At 68.4% G+C, this 19159-nt stretch carries 17 protein-coding genes; 8 read left to right on the forward strand and 9 right to left on the reverse strand.

All coding sequences use genetic code 11. From position 1 onward, the window contains the following. The first annotated feature begins 77 nt into the window (after window positions 1-77). The 7 genes from ACIBK3_RS25650 (at window position 78) to trxA (ending at window position 9779) form a co-directional block, all read left to right on the forward strand. A complete protein-coding gene (locus tag ACIBK3_RS25650; protein ID WP_399369134.1) occupies window positions 78-2444 on the forward strand; it encodes a DUF6049 family protein in 2367 nt (788 codons plus the stop codon). 43 nt (window positions 2445-2487) lie between these two features. Next, window positions 2488-4755 carry a murein biosynthesis integral membrane protein MurJ gene (gene murJ / locus ACIBK3_RS25655; protein WP_399369136.1) on the forward strand — a complete coding sequence of 756 codons (2268 nt, stop codon included), beginning with the start codon at window positions 2488-2490 and terminating at the stop codon, window positions 4753-4755. A 119-nt stretch (window positions 4756-4874) separates the two neighbouring features. After that, the gene (locus tag ACIBK3_RS25660) at window positions 4875-6596 is read left to right on the forward strand and encodes a protein kinase family protein (protein ID WP_399369138.1); all 1722 of its coding nucleotides are present in this window, start codon (window positions 4875-4877) and stop codon (window positions 6594-6596) included. Window positions 6597-6619: 23 nt separating this feature from the next. Next, entirely contained in the window at window positions 6620-7345 is a 726-nt protein-coding gene (gene sigM, locus ACIBK3_RS25665) for an RNA polymerase sigma factor SigM (protein WP_399369140.1), read from the forward strand. Next, window positions 7342-8268 (forward strand): anti-sigma factor family protein, encoded by a 927-nt coding sequence (locus ACIBK3_RS25670; RefSeq protein WP_399369142.1) that lies wholly within the window; start codon window positions 7342-7344, stop codon window positions 8266-8268. Before sigM ends, ACIBK3_RS25670 begins: the two co-directional genes overlap by 4 nt. Before the next feature lie 168 nt (window positions 8269-8436). After that, window positions 8437-9405 carry a thioredoxin-disulfide reductase gene (gene trxB, locus ACIBK3_RS25675; protein WP_399369144.1) on the forward strand — a complete coding sequence of 323 codons (969 nt, stop codon included), beginning with the start codon at window positions 8437-8439 and terminating at the stop codon, window positions 9403-9405. A gap of 41 nt (window positions 9406-9446) precedes the next feature. Continuing rightward, window positions 9447-9779, forward strand: a complete 333-nt coding sequence (trxA, locus tag ACIBK3_RS25680; protein ID WP_019073362.1) for a thioredoxin — start codon at window positions 9447-9449, stop codon at window positions 9777-9779. 62 nt (window positions 9780-9841) lie between these two features. Here the strand turns inward: trxA and ACIBK3_RS25685 are convergent, their stop codons facing one another. The 9 genes from ACIBK3_RS25685 to rpmH form a co-directional block, all read right to left on the reverse strand. After that, window positions 9842-10459 (reverse strand): GNAT family N-acetyltransferase, encoded by a 618-nt coding sequence (locus tag ACIBK3_RS25685; protein ID WP_399369146.1) that lies wholly within the window; start codon window positions 10457-10459, stop codon window positions 9842-9844. 344 nt (window positions 10460-10803) lie between these two features. After that, complete coding sequence (locus ACIBK3_RS25690) at window positions 10804-11904, reverse strand: ParB/RepB/Spo0J family partition protein (RefSeq protein WP_399369148.1); 1101 nt, start codon at window positions 11902-11904, stop codon at window positions 10804-10806. Next, the gene (locus tag ACIBK3_RS25695; protein ID WP_399369978.1) at window positions 11901-12974 is read right to left on the reverse strand and encodes a ParA family protein; all 1074 of its coding nucleotides are present in this window, start codon (window positions 12972-12974) and stop codon (window positions 11901-11903) included. Before ACIBK3_RS25695 ends, ACIBK3_RS25690 begins: the two co-directional genes overlap by 4 nt. A gap of 265 nt (window positions 12975-13239) precedes the next feature. Then, window positions 13240-13956, reverse strand: coding sequence for a 16S rRNA (guanine(527)-N(7))-methyltransferase RsmG (rsmG, locus tag ACIBK3_RS25700; protein WP_399369150.1), 717 nt, complete (start codon window positions 13954-13956; stop codon window positions 13240-13242). A gap of 126 nt (window positions 13957-14082) precedes the next feature. Next, entirely contained in the window at window positions 14083-14595 is a 513-nt protein-coding gene (locus tag ACIBK3_RS25705) for a protein jag (protein ID WP_399369152.1), read from the reverse strand. A gap of 15 nt (window positions 14596-14610) precedes the next feature. Further along, window positions 14611-15882 carry a membrane protein insertase YidC gene (gene yidC / locus ACIBK3_RS25710; RefSeq protein ID WP_399369154.1) on the reverse strand — a complete coding sequence of 424 codons (1272 nt, stop codon included), beginning with the start codon at window positions 15880-15882 and terminating at the stop codon, window positions 14611-14613. A 3-nt stretch (window positions 15883-15885) separates the two neighbouring features. Then, complete coding sequence (gene yidD, locus ACIBK3_RS25715) at window positions 15886-16239, reverse strand: membrane protein insertion efficiency factor YidD (RefSeq protein WP_399369156.1); 354 nt, start codon at window positions 16237-16239, stop codon at window positions 15886-15888. After that, entirely contained in the window at window positions 16236-16607 is a 372-nt protein-coding gene (gene rnpA / locus ACIBK3_RS25720; protein WP_399369158.1) for a ribonuclease P protein component, read from the reverse strand. The genes yidD and rnpA overlap by 4 nt, the downstream gene beginning before the upstream one ends. A gap of 21 nt (window positions 16608-16628) precedes the next feature. Beyond that, a complete protein-coding gene (gene rpmH, locus ACIBK3_RS25725) occupies window positions 16629-16766 on the reverse strand; it encodes a 50S ribosomal protein L34 (RefSeq protein WP_018846094.1) in 138 nt (45 codons plus the stop codon). A gap of 372 nt (window positions 16767-17138) precedes the next feature. Here rpmH and dnaA point away from each other — a divergent pair, with 372 nt between their 5' ends. Beyond that, complete coding sequence (gene dnaA / locus ACIBK3_RS25730) at window positions 17139-19106, forward strand: chromosomal replication initiator protein DnaA (protein ID WP_399369160.1); 1968 nt, start codon at window positions 17139-17141, stop codon at window positions 19104-19106. Window positions 19107-19159: the final 53 nt, after the last annotated feature.

Raw genomic sequence — 19159 nt, forward strand, 5'->3', positions numbered from 1 at the left:
CCCCTCAGCGCGCATCGTTACCATGCCTGGACGCACATTCCGACGACCACTGACGACGACGAGGGACGGGCGAGCGCGTGGCCGAGGCGGCAGACTTCCAGGGGACCAGTGCCTCACCTGCCCGCCGCTGGCTGCGGCGCACCGGAGCGCTGCTCGCCGGGGCGCCCCTGCTCGCCGGCCTGTTCCAGCTGCCCGCCGCCACGCCCGCCCTGGCCGCAGACTCGGGCACGGTGTCCGTGGCGGTCGACACCCTCACACCCAGCGCCCCCACAGACGGCGACACGCTGACCGTGTCGGGCACCGTGACCAACACCGGCAAGCAGGCCGTCACGGACGCTCACGTGGGACTGCGGGTGGGGCCCGAGCTGACGACCCGCTCATCCATCGACAGCGCCGCCAGGAACAGCAGCGAAATCCAGAGCTCCCCCAGGTCGGAGATCGGCGGCAAGTATGTGGAGAAGTTCCCCAAGCTGACCCCGGGCGTCACCGAATCCTTCTCCATCTCGGTACCGGTCGACGAACTCGACCTCGGCGACAGCGGCGTCTACCAGTTCACCGTCTCGCTCTCCGGAGAGACGTCCGCGCAGCCCTGGGAACAGGTGCTCGGCATGGAGCGGACGTTCCTGCCCTGGCAGTCCGGCGAAGCGGACCCCAAGACGAAGACGACGTATCTGTGGCCTCTGATCTCCACCGTCCACATGACGGCGGAGACGGGGTCGAACGAGCAGCAGACGCCGGTCTTCCTCGACGACGACCTCGCCAAGGAGCTCTCGCCGGGCGGACGTCTGGATCAGCTCCTGTCGCTGGGCAAGGACCTCGACGTCACCTGGGTGATCGACCCCGACTTGCTGGCCTCCGTCGACGCGATGACTCGTCCCTACCAGGTCAGGACAGGCGCCACCACCAGGGCGGGCACCCCCGAGGAACAGGCACTCGCCAGCCACTGGCTCGCCGAGTTGCAGGGGGCGGTGGCCGACAAGGAGGTCGTCGCCCTGCCCTTCGCCGACCCCGATCTCGCAGCCCTCGCTCACAACGGCACCAGCGTCACCGGATCGCTCAGCCACCTGAACGAGGCAACCGACGTCGCCGCCACCACCGTGCGGACGGTGCTTCATGTGACACCGAGAACCGACTTCGCCTGGCCGGTGGACGGTGCGGTGGACCCGTCGATCGTGAAGGTCGCCACCTCCGCCGGCGCGGACCGGGTGATCGCGCGCAGCGACAGCCTCCAGGAGACGGGCAACCTGACGTACACGCCCTCCGCCGCCCGTCCCATCGGCGGCGGCACCACGGCGGTCGTCGCGGACGCGCGGCTGTCGACGGCGTTCCAGGGCGACCTGATGAAAGCCTCGGCGTCCACGCTCGCCGTGCAGAGGTTCCTCGCCCAGAGCCTTGAGATCAACCTGCAGACGGGCAGACAGCGCAGCATCGTCGTCGCTCCGCAGCGCATGCCGTCGGCACGCCAGGCGCAGGCGATGGCCGAGGCGGTGACCGCCCTGCAGAGCGCGAACTGGTCCGAGTCCCAGAAACTCACGGCGGCCGCCGCCGCGAAGCCGGACCGCGCGGCCACCACGACGGTGCCGTCCCGGTCCAAGTACTCCTCCTCGCTACGCAAGCACGAACTGCCGCGGTCGGCCTTCCAGGAGATCGCGACCACCCAGGACAAACTCGACAACTTCAAGGTGGTTCTCAGCTTTCAGTACCGGGTGGTGACCCCCTTCGGGCGCGGCATGAACCGTGAGATGTCCACGTCCTGGCGCGGCCGCGCCGCCGAGGCGACCGGCTTCCGCAGCGACGTGATGACGTACCTGGACGGACTGACCGACCAGGTCCAGCTGATCGACAAGTCTGAGACCAAGCTCTCCGGACGCAGCGCCACGATCCCGGTGACCGTGCAGAACGACCTGGTGCAGGGCGTGGACCACTTGATGCTGCGGCTGACCTCGTTGAGCCCCAAGCGCCTGGAGATCGACGGCGGACCCTACTCGGAGCAGCCGGTCAAGGTCTCCGGCGGACACAGCCAGACGGTGAAGTTCTCCACGACGGCCAAGGCCAACGGCCAGGCCAGGGTGATCGCCCAGCTGTACACGGAGGACGGCCGCGAGTACGGCGAACCCGTCAGCTTCGATGTGAAGGTCACCGAGATCACGGCCACTGTGATGCTGGTCATCGGAGGCGGCTTCCTCCTGCTCGTCCTCGCCGGCTTCCGGATGTACACCCAGCGCAAGCGCGCCGCCGCCCGCGAGTCCGAGGAGGGCGACCCCGACGGGACGGATGAGGCGGCCGACGGCCCGGAGAACCATGACGGCACCGCCGACCGTCTCCAGGAGGAGTCCGGCAGCCTGCCCCGGGCAGACGACCCGCAGCAGCCGAGTGACCTGACAACGGACACCGCAGCGGAAAGCACCGGCCCGTCCGGCACGGGTGAGAGAGTGGACCGTTGAGATGTCGTGGCCGGTGGGCCGGGGACGATGAGGTGGGGTAACCATGAACGCGCCGTACGACGGTGACCGCGGCCAGGGCGCGGGCAACTCGGGTCACCCCGAGGGCCCGCCGCCCCAGGACGGCCAGGTCCCGCCGCAGCACCCCGCCGACATGTACCTCCAGGACGCCTACAACCAAGATCCCTACCGGGCGCAGGACCTCTACGCCCAGGACCCGGTCGCCGAGGCGCTCTACGACCGTGCCGCGCACCCCCCACCGCCTCCGGGCACCTACCAGCCGCAGCAGCCGCTGTACGCCCAGCCTCCCCAGTCCCCCTACGCCCCCGACCCCCATGTGTGGGCGCAGACCCCGGCCCCTGAACCGGAGGGACCGACCCAGTACCTGCCGTACGGCGACGATCCCCGCACCACCCAGTTCGTGGGCGTCGACGACCTGGTGACCCAGGCCGGTGAGGAACGTCACGAGCCGGACGCCTTCGCGCACCTCTTCCGGGACCAGCAGCAGGGGAGCGGTCACACGCCGATGGAACCCCGGTCGGTGCCGGGTCCGGCAGTTGCCCCGGGCGGACCGGTACCGGCCCCGCAGTACCAGGTACCGGCGGCCTCCCCGCCCGCGACCGACGAGACCATGAACCTGACCGCCACGCCCGCCGCCGCTCCGGCTGCGCCCGCGAAGAAGAGCGGGAAGGCCGCCGGCCTGCTGAAGTCGAGCGCCGTGATGGCGGCGGGCACGATGGTCTCCCGCCTCACCGGCTTCATCCGCTCCGCGCTGATCGTCTCGGCGCTGGGCGTGGGCCTGCTCGGCGACACCTTCCAGGTCGCCTACCAGCTGCCGACCATGATCTACATCCTGACCGTCGGCGGTGGCCTCAACTCCGTCTTCGTGCCTCAGCTCGTCCGTGCCATGAAGGAGGACGAGGACGGCGGCGAGGCGTACGCCAACCGGCTGCTGACCCTGGTGATGGTGGCGCTCGGCGCCCTGACCGCGCTCGCGGTCCTCGCCGCGCCGATCCTCATCCGCCTGCTGTCCGACTCTGTCGCCGGCGACCCGGCAGCCAACGAAGTGGGCATCACGTTCGTCCGCTACTTCCTGCCCTCGATCTTCTTCATGGGCATTCACGTGGTGATGGGACAGGTCCTCAACGCCCGCGGCAAGTTCGGCGCGATGATGTGGACGCCGGTCCTGAACAACATCGTCATCATCGTGACGCTCGGAATGTTCATCTGGGTGTACGGCACCGCCGCCGACTCCGGCATGAAGGTCACGACCATCCCGCCGGAGGGTCAGCGTCTCCTCGGCATCGGCGTCCTGCTCGGCCTCGTCGTACAGGCACTGGCGATGATCCCGTATCTGCGGGAGACCGGCTTCCGAATGCGGCTGCGATTCGACTGGAGGGGCCACGGCCTGGGCAAGGCGGTGACGCTCGCCAAGTGGACCGTCCTGTTCGTCCTCGCCAACCAGGCCGGCGCGCTCGTCGTGACCCAGCTGTCCACCGCCTCCGGCAAGGCCTCGCCCGTCGACGGCACCGGCTTCGCCGCCTATGCCAACGCCCAGCTGATCTGGGGCCTGCCGCAGGCCATCATCACCGTCTCCCTGATGGCCGCCCTGCTGCCGCGCATCTCGCGCTCGGCGGCCGAGGACGACACCGGCGCGGTCCGCGACGACATCTCCCAGGGCCTGCGCACCACGGCCGTCGCGATCGTGCCGATCTCCTTCGGCTTCCTCGCTCTCGGCATCCCCATGTGCACGCTGATCTTCGGCTCCTCCGGCACCAGCGAGGCCACCAACATGGGCTACATGCTGATGGCCTTCGCCCTCGGCCTGATCCCCTACTCCGTGCAGTACGTCGTCCTGCGCGCCTTCTACGCCTACGAGGACACCCGCACCCCCTTCTACAACACGGTGATCGTGGCCGCGGTCAACGCGAGTGCCTCGGTGCTGTGTTACATGGTCCTGCCGTCCCGCTGGGCGGTGGTGGGCATGTCCGCCTCGTACGGGCTCGCCTACGCGATCGGCGTCGGCGTCGCCTGGAACCGGCTGCGCAAGCGGCTGGGCGGCGACCTGGACGGCAACCGCGTGCTGCGCACCTATGCCAGGCTCTCCATCGCCTCGGTACCGGCGGCGCTGCTCAGCGGCGCCGCCTGCTACGGCATCGCCCGCACGCTCGGCCAGGGCGTCGTCGGCTCGTTCGCCGCCCTGATCGCCGGTGGCGCGGTGCTGCTCGGCGTCTTCTTCCTCGCCGCCCGCCGCATGCGCATCGAAGAGCTGAACTCACTGGTCGGCATGGTGCGCGGACGGCTGGGGCGCTGAGGCGGGGGTACGCGCACAACCATCGTCCGCCACCGTGTGTCGTGCATAGCGGCGGACTGTGGGCACAATTGGTTTCGGCGTCGCACGGCGCGCAACGGATGGGGAGGCAGGGAACGACGGTGGCGGAACGCAGCACGGCTGCCGTCGACGTGGCAGACAACAGCGGTGACGAGCCGCTGACCGCCAAGGCGGACCAGTCCACGGCCGACGGGGTGGCCAAGAACCGGGAGCGGGACACGGAAGACGTCGAGGCACAGGGGAGCGGCGGGACCGAGGGTTCCGGGAAGGCCTCACCGCCGGAGCTGCACAGCGGTCACAAACTCGCCAGACGCTACCGTCTCGAGGAGTGCGTGACCCGGCTGGACGGGTTCAGCAGTTGGCGTGCCGTGGACGAGAAACTGCGGCGTGCCGTCGGCGTCCACCTCCTGCCCGCGGACCACTCGCGGGCCCGTACCGTCCTGGCTGCGGCGCGCTCCTCCGCGCTGCTCGGCGACCCCCGATTCGTCCAAGTCCTCGACGCCGTCGAGGAGAACGACCTCGTCTACGTCGTTCACGAGTGGCTGCCCGACGCCACCGAACTGACCACGCTGCTGGCGCCCGCTCCGCTGGAGGTGTACGACGCCTACCAGATGGTCAGCCAGATCGCCTCGGCCATGGCCGCCGCCCACCGCGAGGGCCTGGCACACCTGCGCCTGAACCCGAACGCCGTCCTGCGCACCTCCAGCGGCCAGTGGCGCATCCGCGGGCTCGCCGTGAACGCGGCGCTGCGCGGCATCACCTCCGACACCCCGCAGCGCACCGACACCGAGGCGCTCGGCGCCCTGCTGTACGCGGCGCTCACCCAGCGCTGGCCGTACGAAAGCGACGCCTACGGTCTCGCCGGCCTGCCCAAGGACGTCGGTCTCATCGCTCCCGACCAGGTGCGCGCCGGTGTCCACCGCGGTCTGTCCGAGCTCGCCATGCGCGCCCTCGCCAACGACGGCGCCACTGCCTCCCGCCACGAGTCCCCGTGCACCACGCCCGAGGAACTGGTGAAGGCAATCGGCGAGATGCCCCGCATCCGCCCGCCCGAGCCGGCGTTCACCGCTCCGCCGGACTACCAGCGCACCACGTACCAGCAGGGCACCTACGGCCGTCCACCGGCCCACCCCGGTGCCACACAGCCGGTCCCGACCCCGCCGCCCCCGTTGCAGACCCGTACCGGCAAAGCGTTGAAGTGGGCCGTCTCGGCCCTGCTCATCGCCGCGCTGGGACTGGGCAGTTGGCAGCTGGCGGACGCGCTCATGGAGCAGGGCAACAAGTCGGACGACACCGGTACGACGCAGACGACGGATGGGAACGACAAGAGCAGCAAGGCACCGAAGCCGGTCAAGCCGATCAGCATCCAGGGAGCGCAGGAGTACATCGCCAAGGGTGATGCCCAGCACCCCGCGGATGTCGGCAAGACGTACGACGGTGACAGCTCGACGTACTGGCGTACCGCCAGCTACACGGACGGTCCGGACATGAAGCCGTCCTACAAGCCTGGCGTCGGTATCGTCTACGACCTGGGCTCTGAACAGGAGGTGTCGGCCGCTTCCATAGGGCTGCTGTTCGGGGGCGACCACACCACGGTCACCCTGTACGCGACCGATTCCATGAGTTCGTCCGTTCCCCTGACGTCGATGACGAAGATGGGCTCCGTGACGACGACGGGGACAACGGCAAAGGTGACGGTGACCAAGCCGGTGAAGAGCAGGTACGTGCTGGTGTGGTTCACCGCCCTGCCGTACGCACCTGGTGACGGCTTCAGCAACGCCGGCTACAAGCAGGCCGTGACCGACCTGAAGTTCACAGGCTGAGCGTGCCAGGGGGAGGGGGTTCGATGGCAAGTGACACGGCGTACGGCGACGCAAGCGATCAGGACCTCCTCGCACGCCATGTCGACGGCGACCCCGGCGCCTTCGGCGAGCTCGTACGCCGCCACCGCGACCGGCTCTGGGCCGTTGCCCTGAGGACACTGGGGGACCGCGAGGAGGCCGCTGACGCCGTGCAGGACGCCCTCGTCTCCGCGTACCGGGCCGCCCACACCTTCCGGGGCCAGTCGGCCGTCACGACCTGGCTGCACCGGATCACGGTGAACGCCTGCCTCGACCGCGCCCGCAAGGCGGCCTCCCGCAAGACCTCACCCGTCGACGACACCGAGCGCCTGGAGCAACTGCTGGAGCCGCACGAGTCGGCCTCGGAGCCCGCGGAGCGCAACGACCTCCACCGCCAGCTCCTGGAGGCGCTCGGCACCCTGCCGCCCGACCAGCGTGCCGCGCTCGTTCTGGTGGACATGCAGGGCTATCCGGTCGCGGAGGCCGCCCGCATCCTCGACGTGCCGACCGGGACGGTGAAGAGCCGCTGCGCCCGCGGCCGAGCCAGACTCCTGCCCCTTCTCACCCATCTGCGGCCGGAAAACACCGGCGGGGGCAGAGAAGCGGGCGCGGGACGGAACCGGACCCCGGGGGCATCCGTCCCACCCGCAGCGGGATCGCGTGAGGCGGATCCCCCGGACACGGGACCAAGCGATTCAGCTGCTGTGAAGGGCGGAGGTGGGCGAGCGTGACAACCACGACAGGAACGGACGGGCACCCGGACGTCGCGGAGATCTCCGACCTCACCGAAGGCCTGCTCCCGCCCTCGCGCACCGCGGACGTCCGCCGGCATCTGGACGAGTGTGAACTGTGCGCCGACGTGTACGCGTCGCTGGAGGAGATCCGGGGACTGCTCGGAACCCTGCCGGGCCCTGCGCGCATGCCCGCCGAGGTCGCCGGCCGCATCGACGCCGCCCTCGCCGCGGAGCTCCTGCTCCAAGCCACGGCGCCCGATGACGCGGACACGCAGACGCCCGTCGCCACGACGGCTCAGTCCCTGTCCGCCACGGAGACGGACACGGACGACAGCGCGCGTGTTTCACGTGAAACGTCGGCAGCGGACCGCCCGGCAGGCCACGCCCGTGTCTCGACCGCAGGCCCGGGCCGCAAGGAGCGCAAGAAGGGGAGCAGGCGCCGGGTCGCCGTCCTCGGTACCGTCTTCACGGTCGCAGCCGTGGGATTCGGCTCCGTGATGCTGTCCTCTCTCAACGACGGCAATCCGTCCGGCCCCGAAACGCGCGGGCAGCAGTCCACCTCTGCGGACACCTTCTCCCAGGGAACGCTGGAGAAGCAGGTCTCCGATCTCCTTGCCACAAGCAAAAGCGGATCCCGTTCGCACAGCTTGGGCGCGGAGTCCCTTCCCGGTAGCGGTCAGCCCCACCTCCTGCAAGATGCCACGGTCCCCGACTGCGTCCAGAGGGGCACCGGCCGCAGCGGCCCTGCGCTCGGGACCAAGCCGGGAACCTACAAGGGGACGAAGGCCATACTCGTCGTGTTGCCCGCGCCTTCCGGCGGTACCGGGGTGACGGCTTACATCATGGACGCGACGTGTGTGGCGGACCCGTCCGTCGGCAAGGCCAAGGTTCTGCTCAAGCAGTCCTACCAGCAGCCTTGAGCCCAGAAGCATCCTCTTCGCTCTGCGTGGTATCCCGTACCGTGTCGCCTCTCCGTGTGCCCGGCCACAGCGGGAATGCGCGACCCTTAGGATCCGTTGGGTGGGATGAGAGCTCCGAGAGGAGCTCCCCCGGACCTATGACGCAGTCCAGAGACGAGGAATCAAGCCGTGAGCGACGTTCGTAACGTGATCATCATCGGCTCCGGGCCCGCCGGCTACACGGCGGCGCTCTACACCGCGCGCGCGTCGCTGAAGCCACTGGTGTTCGAGGGCGCCGTCACCGCGGGTGGTGCCCTGATGACCACCACCGAGGTGGAGAACTTCCCGGGCTTCCAGGACGGCATCATGGGCCCGGAGCTCATGGACAACATGCGTGCCCAGGCGGAGCGCTTCGGTGCCGAGCTCGTCCCGGACGACATCGTCAACGTCGATCTGACCGGTGAGATCAAGACCGTCACCGACACCGCGGGCACCGTCCACAAAGCCAAGGCCGTCATCGTCGCCACCGGCTCGCAGCACCGCAAGCTCGGTCTGCCCAACGAGGACGCCCTCTCCGGCCGCGGTGTCTCCTGGTGCGCCACCTGTGACGGCTTCTTCTTCAAGGACCACGACATCGCCGTGATCGGCGGCGGTGACACAGCGATGGAGGAGGCCACCTTCCTCGCCCGCTTCGCCAAGTCCGTCACGATCGTCCACCGCCGTGACACCCTGCGCGCCTCCAAGGCGATGCAGGAGCGCGCCTTCGCCGACCCGAAGATCAAGTTCGTGTGGGACAGCGAGGTCGCCGAGATCCAGGGCGATCAGAAGCTGGCCGGCCTCAAGCTGCGCAACCTCAAGACCGGCGAGCTCTCGGACCTCCCGGTGACCGGCTTGTTCATCGCCATCGGACACGACCCGCGCACCGAACTCTTCAAGGGCCAGCTGGAGCTGGACGCAGAGGGCTACCTGAAGGTGGACGCGCCCTCCACACGGACGAACCTGACCGGTGTCTTCGGCGCCGGTGACGTGGTCGACCACACCTACCGCCAGGCGATCACCGCCGCCGGCACCGGCTGCTCGGCCGCCCTCGACGCCGAGCGCTTCCTCGCCGCCCTGGCGGACGAGGAGAAGGCCGAGCCCGAAAAGACCGCTGTCTGACCCTCACCCACCCCACGCCCCAACCAGTTAAGGAGCCCGCCGTGGCCGGCACCCTGAAGAACGTGACCGACGACACCTTCGAGCAGGACGTCCTCAAGAGCGACAAGCCCGTCCTGGTGGACTTCTGGGCCGCCTGGTGCGGTCCCTGCCGCCAGATCGCGCCGTCCCTCGAGGCGATCGCCGCCGAGTACGGCGACAAGATCGAGATCGTCAAGCTCAACATCGACGAAAACCCGGGTACGGCCGCCAAGTACGGCGTCATGTCCATCCCGACGCTGAACGTCTACCAGGGTGGCGAGGTCGCCAAGACGATCGTCGGTGCCAAGCCGAAGGCCGCGATCGTCCGCGACCTTGAGGACTTCATCGCCGAGTGACGTTTCACGTGAAACATCAATGGGCCGGCCCCTGAGGGCCGGCCCATTTGTTTGGGGTTACTTCAGAGCGGTCGCAGCGCCGGCTCCTTCTGTACGGCTCCCAGCAGCCGATCGAGCGCCATCTCCACGTCCTCTTTCCAGGAGAGCGTGGTTCGCAGCTCCAGACGCAGGCGCGGATACGTCGGATGCGGCCGGACCGTCTTGAAACCCACCGCCAGAAGATGGTCGGCCGGCAGCAGACAGGCGGGTTCCTTCCAACGCGCGTCACCGAAGGCCTCGATCGCCTTGAAGCCACGCCGCAGCAGATCCTTGGCGACCGTCTGCACCATCACCCGGCCCAGTCCCTGCCCCTGGTAGCCCGGCATGATGAACGCGGTCATCAACTGCACCGCGTCGGGCGAGACCGGACTCGTGGGAAACGCCGTCGAGCGGGGGACGTAGGCCGGTGGCGCGTAGAGCACAAAGCCCACCGGCACATCGTCGACGTACACGACCCGGCCGCAGGACCCCCAGTCCAGCAGGACGGCGGAGATCCAGGCTTCCTTCTCCAGGGCGGCTGTTCCCGCCTTTACCGCGGCCTCGCCGCTGACTGGGTCCAACTCCCAGAAGACACACGCCCGACACCGCTTGGGAAGGTCCTGAAGGTTGTCCAGCGTGAGCGGTACGAGCCGACGCCCCATGAAGGCTGTTCCTCGCTTCCTTCGCCCGCCGCGTCGCGGGCGGCCGTCAGAGCGCTCCGTTCTCTGAGCAGACTGCCGACGAACCCGCCGACCGCGCCCAGCCCCAGGCCCGCGCTCACCATTCCGGTGCGGCTCATCGTTCGCATGGCCCCTGCCTCTCCCCTCAGAGGTGCTGCCGGATGATGCGCCATACCCGTAAGCATCGTATCCACGATGTGATTCCACCGATAGCGCATGAAAGCAAAGGGTGGGCCGTGTCCGGTATACATCGGACACGGCCCACCCTGTCGACTGCCTCAGCACCCTCGTCGAGAGGCACGGAAAAAGCCCAGAGGACCGGAGAATCAGTCCTCCGCCTCCTCCGAGTCACCGTCAAGAAGGCTCTTCTGGAGGGCTAGTTTCTCGCCCGGAGCAAGCGTGCTGAGGATCCGCTCGAGGTCTTCCGGGGAGGCGAACTCAACGGTGATCTTGCCCTTCTTCTGCCCCAGTTCGACCTTCACCCGGGTCTCGAAGCGGTCCGACAGACGAGTCGCGAGGTCGGTCAGCGCCGGGGAGACCCGGCCACCGGCCCGGGGGCCCTTGGAACGCTGCGCCGTCTGCGGCCGCGACCCCATCAGGGTCACGATCTCCTCGACGGCACGCACCGACAGCCCCTCGGCCACGATCCGGTGAGCCAGCCGGTCCTGCTCCTCCGAGTCCTCGACGGAGAGCAGCGCCCGGGCATGGCCCGCCGAGAGAACTCCGGCAGCCACCCGACGCTGGACGGCCGGCGACAGCTTCAGCAGACGCAGGGTGTTGGAGACCTGCGGGCGAGAGCGGCCGATCCGGTCCGCCAGCTGGTCGTGCGTGCAGTTGAAGTCCTTCAGCAGCTGATCGTAGGCGGCGGCCTCTTCCAGCGGGTTCAGCTGCGCCCGGTGCAGGTTCTCCAGCAGCGCGTCCAGGAGAAGCTTCTCGTCGTCCGTGGCCCGCACGATCGCCGGGATGGCTTCGAGCCCCGCCTCCCGGCATGCCCGCCAGCGCCGCTCGCCCATGATGAGCTCGTAGCGCGCGGGACCGACCTGCCGTACGACGACGGGCTGGAGGAGACCGACCTCCTGGATGGAAGTGACAAGCTCGTGCAGCGCATCCTCGTCGAAGACCTCACGGGGCTGCCGCGGGTTCGGCTTGATGAAGTCGAGAGGGATCTCCGCGAAGTGAGCGGCCATGGGAGACGCGGACATCTCCACGGCACCGTTGACCGAGTTCTCCTCGGTCTCATGTGAGACAGGCGGCAGTGTGGCCACCTTCGCCGCTGCCACCCCACGGTCGGTGGTCAGCACTGGCACCGCCGCCGGGGACGTCGAAGCGGCGCCTCCTATCGGGGCCGGAGCCACCTGCTTCTCCGTCGGGGCAGCGGGGATCAGTGCGCCGAGACCACGACCCAAACCCCTCCGTCGCTCGCTCACTGGATCCCCTCCACCATGCTCGGGTCGCTCTGTGCGCCGATGTGCGCGTGTGTCGGGTCGTAGGAGACACCGACACCCTTCAGCGCGATTTCTCTTGCCGCCTCAAGATACGACAGGGCACCACTCGATCCTGGATCGTAGGTCAGCACCGTCTGTCCGTAACTCGGCGCCTCGGAGATACGGACGGAGCGGGGAATGCTCGTCCGTAGCACCTCGTCGCCGAAATGGGTGCGCACCTCGTCCGCGACCTGGGACGCGAGGCGCGTCCGGCCGTCGTACATGGTGAGCAGGATGGTCGACACATGCAGGACGGGGTTGAGGTGCCCCCGTACCAGGTCGACGTTGCGCAGCAGCTGGCCCAGGCCCTCCAGCGCGTAGTACTCGCACTGGATCGGAATGAGGACCTCCTGGCCCGCGACCAGCGCGTTGACAGTCAACAGGCCGAGCGAAGGAGGGCAGTCGATGAGGATGTAGTCCAGCGGCTGCTCATACGCCTGGATCGCTCGCTGCAGTCGGCTCTCCCGGGCCACCAGGGACACCAGCTCGATCTCCGCACCGGCGAGATCGATGGTGGCGGGGGCGCAGAAGAGACCCTCGACATCAGGGACCGGCTGGACGACGTCGGAGAGCGGCCTGCTGTCGACCAAGACGTCGTAGATCGAAGGGACTTCGGCATGATGGTCGATTCCCAGCGCGGTGGACGCGTTGCCCTGGGGGTCCAGGTCGACCACCAGCACACGGGCACCGTGCAGAGCCAGGGAAGCAGCAAGATTGACGGTCGTCGTCGTCTTGCCCACCCCACCCTTCTGGTTGGCGACGACCATGACTCTGGTCTGCTCAGGACGCGGCAGACCCTCGCCGGCGCGGCCCAGAGCCTCCACCGCCAGTTGGGCAGCACGACCGATCGGTGTGTCGTCCATCGGGGGCGGTGTTTCACGTGAAACATCCTCCCCCATCGACTCGGTACGGGGACCGGGGACCGGATCGGTCATCGGTCCCGCGATGTTGGCGTCGGACCGCAAGGATTCACTCTCCTCGACTTCAGGCTCGCAATGAACAGAGCCTCCCATGTGTTCGGGGTCGTGAACCAGTGAGGCCTGTTGTTCTGTGGAGAAATCCACCTCTGTGGACAACTCCGTGCCCTCTCCGAGTGAACCGAGAGGCTTCCGGTCGCGGGGGGAGGCCGCGGCGCGGCCCCGGCTGATGATGCCGTGCAGCAATGAGCGACGTTTCACGTGAAACACGATGCACAGCGGACGGGACCGAACTGCCACGACACTCCGGCACGCGCAGGTTGGCAGCTTGTGTGGAGTACGTCTCGCCGTCAGAGACGGATCAGCGACGCCGACGTGTACGCCCCGTCCGCGCCGCCTTCGCCCGCTTCGCAGCGAACCGCACACCGCCCGGGCTTTCTCCGACCTCCACCCGCACGACCGTGGACAACGGATCGACGACACCCTCCCCGACATGCAGGATGGACGTCTCCACGGCACCCAGTTTGCTCAGTGCCGTCGCCGCGCTCTTGAGCTCCTCCTCCGCGGTGTCACCCTTGAGCGCGAGCATCTCGCCGTACGGACGCAGCAGCGGAATCCCCCAGGCGGCCAGCCGGTCCAGTGGCGCCACGGCCCGTGCCGTCACGACATGGACAGGTGTGAGTTTTCCCATGACCTCCTCGGCCCGACCGCGGACGACGGTCACATGGTCCAGCCCCAGCAGCTCCACGACCTCGGTCAGGAAGGTCGTACGCCGCAGCAGGGGCTCCAGGAGCGTGATCTTCAGGTCTTCGCGGACGAGTGCCAGGGGGATGCCGGGCAAGCCGGCACCGGAACCGACGTCACACACCGTCACACCCTCGGGAACGACCTCCGAAAGCACCGCGCAATTGAGCAGGTGCCGCTCCCACAGGCGGGGGACCTCACGCGGCCCGATCAGTCCGCGCTGCACACCTGCCTCGGCGAGCAGCTCCGCGTAGCGGACCACGTCCTCGAAGCGATCACCGAAGACCTCGCGGGCCTGCTCGGGCGCGGGGGGGAGCTCCGCTGCCTCCGTCACGGGGGACCGTCCTTCCGTACGGCGTCGACGTGTCGAGCGTCGAGACCAGAACCACCAGAACTATCAGGCTGACAAAGTTCGGCCCCGCCTGCCGGGCAGACGGGGCCGGAGGAACGTACGGGTCGATCAGGCGGGAAGCACGACGACGAAGCGCTGTGGCTCCTCGCCCTCGGACTCGCTGCGCAGGCCGGCGGCCTTGACCGCGTCGTGCACGACCTTGCGCTCGAACGGTGTCATCGGCTTCATCTTCACGGGCTCGCCCGAGCTCCTGACCTCGGCCGCAGCCTTGGCGCCCAACTCGGACAGCTCCTCGCGCTTCTTGGCGCGGTAGCCCCCGATGTCCAGCATCAGGCGGCTGCGATCGCCGGTCTCCCGGTGCACGGCCAGACGCGTGAGCTCCTGCAGGGCTTCCAGCACCTCGCCGTCACGACCCACCAGCTTCTGCAGGTCTCGGCTGCCTGAGTCACTGACGATCGAAACAGCGGCCCGGTCGGCCTCGACATCCATGTCGATGTCGCCGTCGAGATCGGCGATGTCCAGCAGACCCTCGAGGTAGTCCGCCGCGATCTCCCCCTCCTGCTCCAGGCGGGTCAGGGTGTCTGCACCCTCGGCAGCGGCGGAGGTGGTGCCTTCCGTCACGGGATGGACTCCTTCTTACTTCTTGGACGGGGACTTGGGCCGCTGCGGACCCTTGCGCTGTCCGGACTGGGCCTTGCTGCGGGTACCGCCACCGGACTTCTGCGCGGGCTTGTCGGCGGCGGGCTTGGCGTCCTCGGGCTCCTCGGACTTGCTCAGCGACGTCGGCGCGCCCTCGCCGGCCGCCCTGGCGGCTCCGGACTGGCGCTGGGACTTGCTCTGCCGCTTGGGCTGCTGCCGCTTGGGAGCGGCAGCGCTCGTCGGTGTTCCGTCCTCGGCCTGGGCGACCGCGGCCTGCGCCTCGCCCTTCACCACGGTGCCGTCGGCCTGGGCGACGAAGCCCGCCTTGCTGAGGCCGTTGATGAACTTGCGCTCGAACTCGTTGCGGTCACGGCCCTTGGCGACGATGGCCTTGACGATGGTCTTCTCGCTGCGGCGGCGCGTCTGGCCGTGGTGCGTGACGTGCTTGTACAGGCGCTCCAGGTACGCGGCCTGAGCCTTCGAACCCGGGGTCGGGTTGTTGCGGATCACGAACATCTGCTGGCCCATCGTCCACACATTGGTGGTCAGCCAGTAGACGAGGACACCGACCGGGAAGTTGATGCCGAAGACGGCGAACATGACCGGGAAGACGTACATCAGCATCTTCTGCTGCTGCATGAACGGCGTCTTCACCGTGGTGTCGACGTTCTTCGTCATCAACTGGCGCTGCGTGTAGAACTGCGACGCAGACATCAGGACGATCATGACTGCGGTGACGACCCGGACGTCTGTGAGCGAAGCCTGGAGCTGAGCGACCTTGTCGGCGCCGTCGGTGAACTTCGCCGCCAGCGGGGCACCGAAGATGTGCGCTTTACGGGCGCTGGCCAGCAGCGGGTCGTTGATGACACCGATGGTCTTGCCGGTCGCGATGCCGTTGAGCACGTGGTACAGGGCGAAGAAGAACGGCGACTGCGCCAGGATGGGAAGGCACGAGGAGAGTGGGTTGGTACCCGTCTCCTTGTAGAGCTTCATCATCTCTTCGGACTGGCGCTGCTTGTCGTTCTTGTAGCGCTCCTGGATCTTCTTCATCTCGGGCTGCAGCGTCTGCATGGCCCGAGTCGACTTGATCTGCTTCACGAAGAGCGGGATGAGGCAGATACGGATCAGGATCACCAGGGACACGATGGACAGGCCCCAGGCCCAGCCCGTATCGGGACCGAAGATCTTCCCGTACACGGCATGGAACTGGACGATGACCCATGAAACGGGTGTCGTGATGAAGCTGAAAAGACTGGCAATCGTGTCCACTAATCAGGCTCCTTGAGCATGGGTCGGGGTCTCGGCGGCCGGACCCGGGGCAGTGGTGTCCCCGGTGGCCGGTTCGGCGGAGGAGGGCCCGCCCTTGCGTGCACGCCACGCGTTACGCAGCATTTCGTGCCACCGCGGACGCTTGCGCGGCGGGACATGGTCCACACCACCCAGCGACCACGGATTGCATCGCAGGATGCGCCAGGCCGTGAGTGCCGTTCCCTTGACCGCACCGTGCCGGTCGATGGCCTGGTAGCCGTAGTGAGAGCACGACGGGTAGTACTTGCACACCGGCCCGAGCAACGGACTGATGATCCACTGGTACAGCTTGATCAGCGCCAGCAGCGGGTACTTCATCGCGCGCCCCCTCCCAGCAACCGCTCCAGGGCGGCATCCAGGTCTCGGGCCAGTTGTGCGTGGTCGGCGTCACCCGCGCCGGGCAACGCTCGTACGACTACCAGGCTACCGGGGGGCAGCAGGGCGACTCGATCGCGCATCAAATGGCGAAGCCTGCGCTTCACCTTGTTGCGTATCACCGCACCGCCCACGGCCTTGCTGACAACGAAACCCGCACGCGCCGGGGGAGCGCTCTCCCCAGGCGTGTGCGGGTCCGTGGCACCGCTACGAAAATGGACGACGAGAGTCGGACGGCCGGCCCGACGACCCCGTCGTACCGCGGTCGCGAAGTCCTCGCGCCGCCTCAGCCGATGCTCGGTAGGCAGCACGACGTCATGACCTGATCAGAATCAGGCGGACAGGTTCGCGCGACCCTTGCTGCGGCGGTTCGCGAGAATCGCGCGGCCGGCACGGGTACGCATCCGCAGGCGGAAGCCGTGGGTCTTCGCGCGGCGACGGTTGTTCGGCTGGAAGGTGCGCTTGCTCACTCGGGGGCTCCAGAAAGAATCGGTGTTTGCGGGGTGCCGTCCTGGCTGTCACCGTGCGCCCACGAGTAGCTCGCGTCACGCCCGAGTGCACCGCTGACCGATCACCCAAATGATCTGTGCCCATCGGAGGCAGGCGGCAGCAGCCATCGACAACTCGACCTGGTTACGGTACGCGCGGCTACGCCATCCGGTCAAACCAGGGGGCGCCGGGAGACACTATCCACAGCCTGGGGACAACAACTTGAACCGTACCCGTCGCCCTGACTACCGTGGCCGGACTCCGATTCGTTCCCTTGAACCTGCCCCACACCATTTGAATCCCGACCCGTCCCGAACCACACGTTCGTGGGACCCCGTGAGAGAGCGTGCCCTGTGGCTGACGTACCTGCCGATCTTGCCGCAGTGTGGCCACGAGTACTGGAGCAACTTCTCGGTGAGGGGCGAGGGCAGGGCGTCGAGACCAAGGACGAGCACTGGATCCGGCGCTGCCAGCCGCTGGCGCTGGTCGCGGACACCGCCCTGCTCGCCGTACCGAACGAATTTGCGAAGGGCGTGCTCGAAGGGCGCCTCGCGCCTGTCGTCAGCGAGACGCTGAGCCGCGAGTGCGGCCGTCCGATCCGGATCGCGATCACCGTCGACGACTCGGCGGGCGAGCCTCCGCCCACACCGGCCCCACAGAACCGGCCCCAGTCGCGCTACGAGGAGCCCGAGCTCCCGCCCGCCCCGTACGAAGGGGGCTACGGCCGCCACCGCGCCGACGACCACATGCCCGGCCGCGGAGAGCAGCGCCCCGGTTCCCAGGGCGACCGCGACCGCACGCCCCGTCCCGACCAGCTCCCGAACCCCCGCCCCGCATACCCCTCTGAGTACCAGCGTCCCGAGCCCGGCTCCTGGCCGCGCCCCCCGCAGGACGAGTACAGCTGGCAGCAGCAGCGCCTCGGCTTCCCGGAGCGAGACCCCTACGCGTCGCCGCCGCAGGACTCCTACGGCCCGGGGCCGCAGGACACCTACGGAGCGCCGTCCCAGGACTCGTACGCACAGGACTACCGTCCGCAGTCGACGGAGCGCCCGGCGTACGACCCCCAGCGCCCCGACTACGACCAGCGCTCCGACTACGACCAGCGGCCGGACTACGGTCGCCACCGCGCCGACGCAGACCAGCGCGATGCTCGCCGTGACCTGCCCGACGGCCCCTCGGGCTCCGGTCGCGTCCACCGCGGCGGTCCGGTCGGTTCCACGCTGCCGGCCAGCGGTGCCCCCGGCCCGCTGGCCGCGAAGCCCGCGCCGGCGACCGGCCCCGGTGAGCCGACCGCGCGCCTGAACCCGAAGTACCTCTTCGACACCTTCGTCATCGGCGCCTCCAACCGCTTCGCGCACGCGGCCGCGGTCGCCGTCGCCGAGGCGCCGGCGAAGGCGTACAACCCCCTGTTCATCTACGGCGAGTCCGGGCTCGGCAAAACGCATCTTCTGCACGCCATCGGGCACTACGCGCGCAGCCTCTACCCGGGCACCCGCGTGCGGTACGTGAGCTCGGAGGAGTTCACCAACGAGTTCATCAACTCGATCCGCGACGGCAAGGGCGACAGCTTTCGCAAGCGGTACCGGGAGATGGACATCCTGCTCGTCGACGACATCCAGTTCCTGGCGGACAAGGAGTCGACGCAGGAGGAGTTCTTCCACACGTTCAACACGCTCCACAACGCCAACAAGCAGATCGTGCTCTCCAGCGACCGGCCGCCCAAGCAGCTGGTCACGCTGGAGGACCGGCTGCGGAACCGTTTCGAGTGGGGTCTGATCACCGACGTCCAGCCGCCCGAGCTGGAGACGAGGATTGCCATCCTGCGTAAGAAGGCGGTCCAGGAGCAGCTGAACGCCCCGCCGGAGGTGCTGGAGTTCATCGCCTCCCGGATCTCGCGCAACATCCGCGAGCTGGAGGGCGCGCTGATCCGGGTGACGGCGTTCGCGTCGCTCAACCGGCAGCCGGTGGACCTGGGCCTGACGGAGATCGTGCTCAAGGACCTGATCCCCGGCGGCGAGGACTCGGCCCCCGAGATCACCTCGACGGCCATCATGAGTGCGACCGCCGACTACTTCGGCCTCACGGTCGAGGACCTGTGCGGCACCTCGCGCGGCCGCGCGCTCGTCACCGCCCGCCAGATCGCCATGTACCTGTGCCGGGAGCTGACGGACCTCTCGCTGCCCAAGATCGGCGCCCTGTTCGGCGGCCGCGACCACACGACCGTCATGCACGCGGACCGCAAGATCCGCAATCTGATGGCCGAGCGGCGCTCCATCTACAACCAGGTGACCGAGCTGACGAACCGCATCAAGAACGGCTGACCGCCGCCGGCATGCGCGACAACGGCCGACCACCCACAGACGCGCCAAGAACG

Origin of the sequence: Streptomyces sp. NPDC050287 (assembly GCF_044459385.1) — a bacterium.
Classification (GTDB): Bacteria; Actinomycetota; Actinomycetes; order Streptomycetales; family Streptomycetaceae; genus Streptomyces.

Coding starts and splice junctions, on each gene's coding strand:
- sigM (WP_399369140.1), top strand. CDS start 6,620: ATGGCAAGTGACACGGCGTACGGCGACGCAAGCGATCAGGACCTCCTC.
- ACIBK3_RS25685 (WP_399369146.1), bottom strand. CDS start 10,459: ATGGGGCGTCGGCTCGTACCGCTCACGCTGGACAACCTTCAGGACCTT.
- murJ (WP_399369136.1), top strand. CDS start 2,488: ATGAACGCGCCGTACGACGGTGACCGCGGCCAGGGCGCGGGCAACTCG.
- yidD (WP_399369156.1), bottom strand. CDS start 16,239: ATGAAGTACCCGCTGCTGGCGCTGATCAAGCTGTACCAGTGGATCATC.
- ACIBK3_RS25695 (WP_399369978.1), bottom strand. CDS start 12,974: ATGGGAGGCTCTGTTCATTGCGAGCCTGAAGTCGAGGAGAGTGAATCC.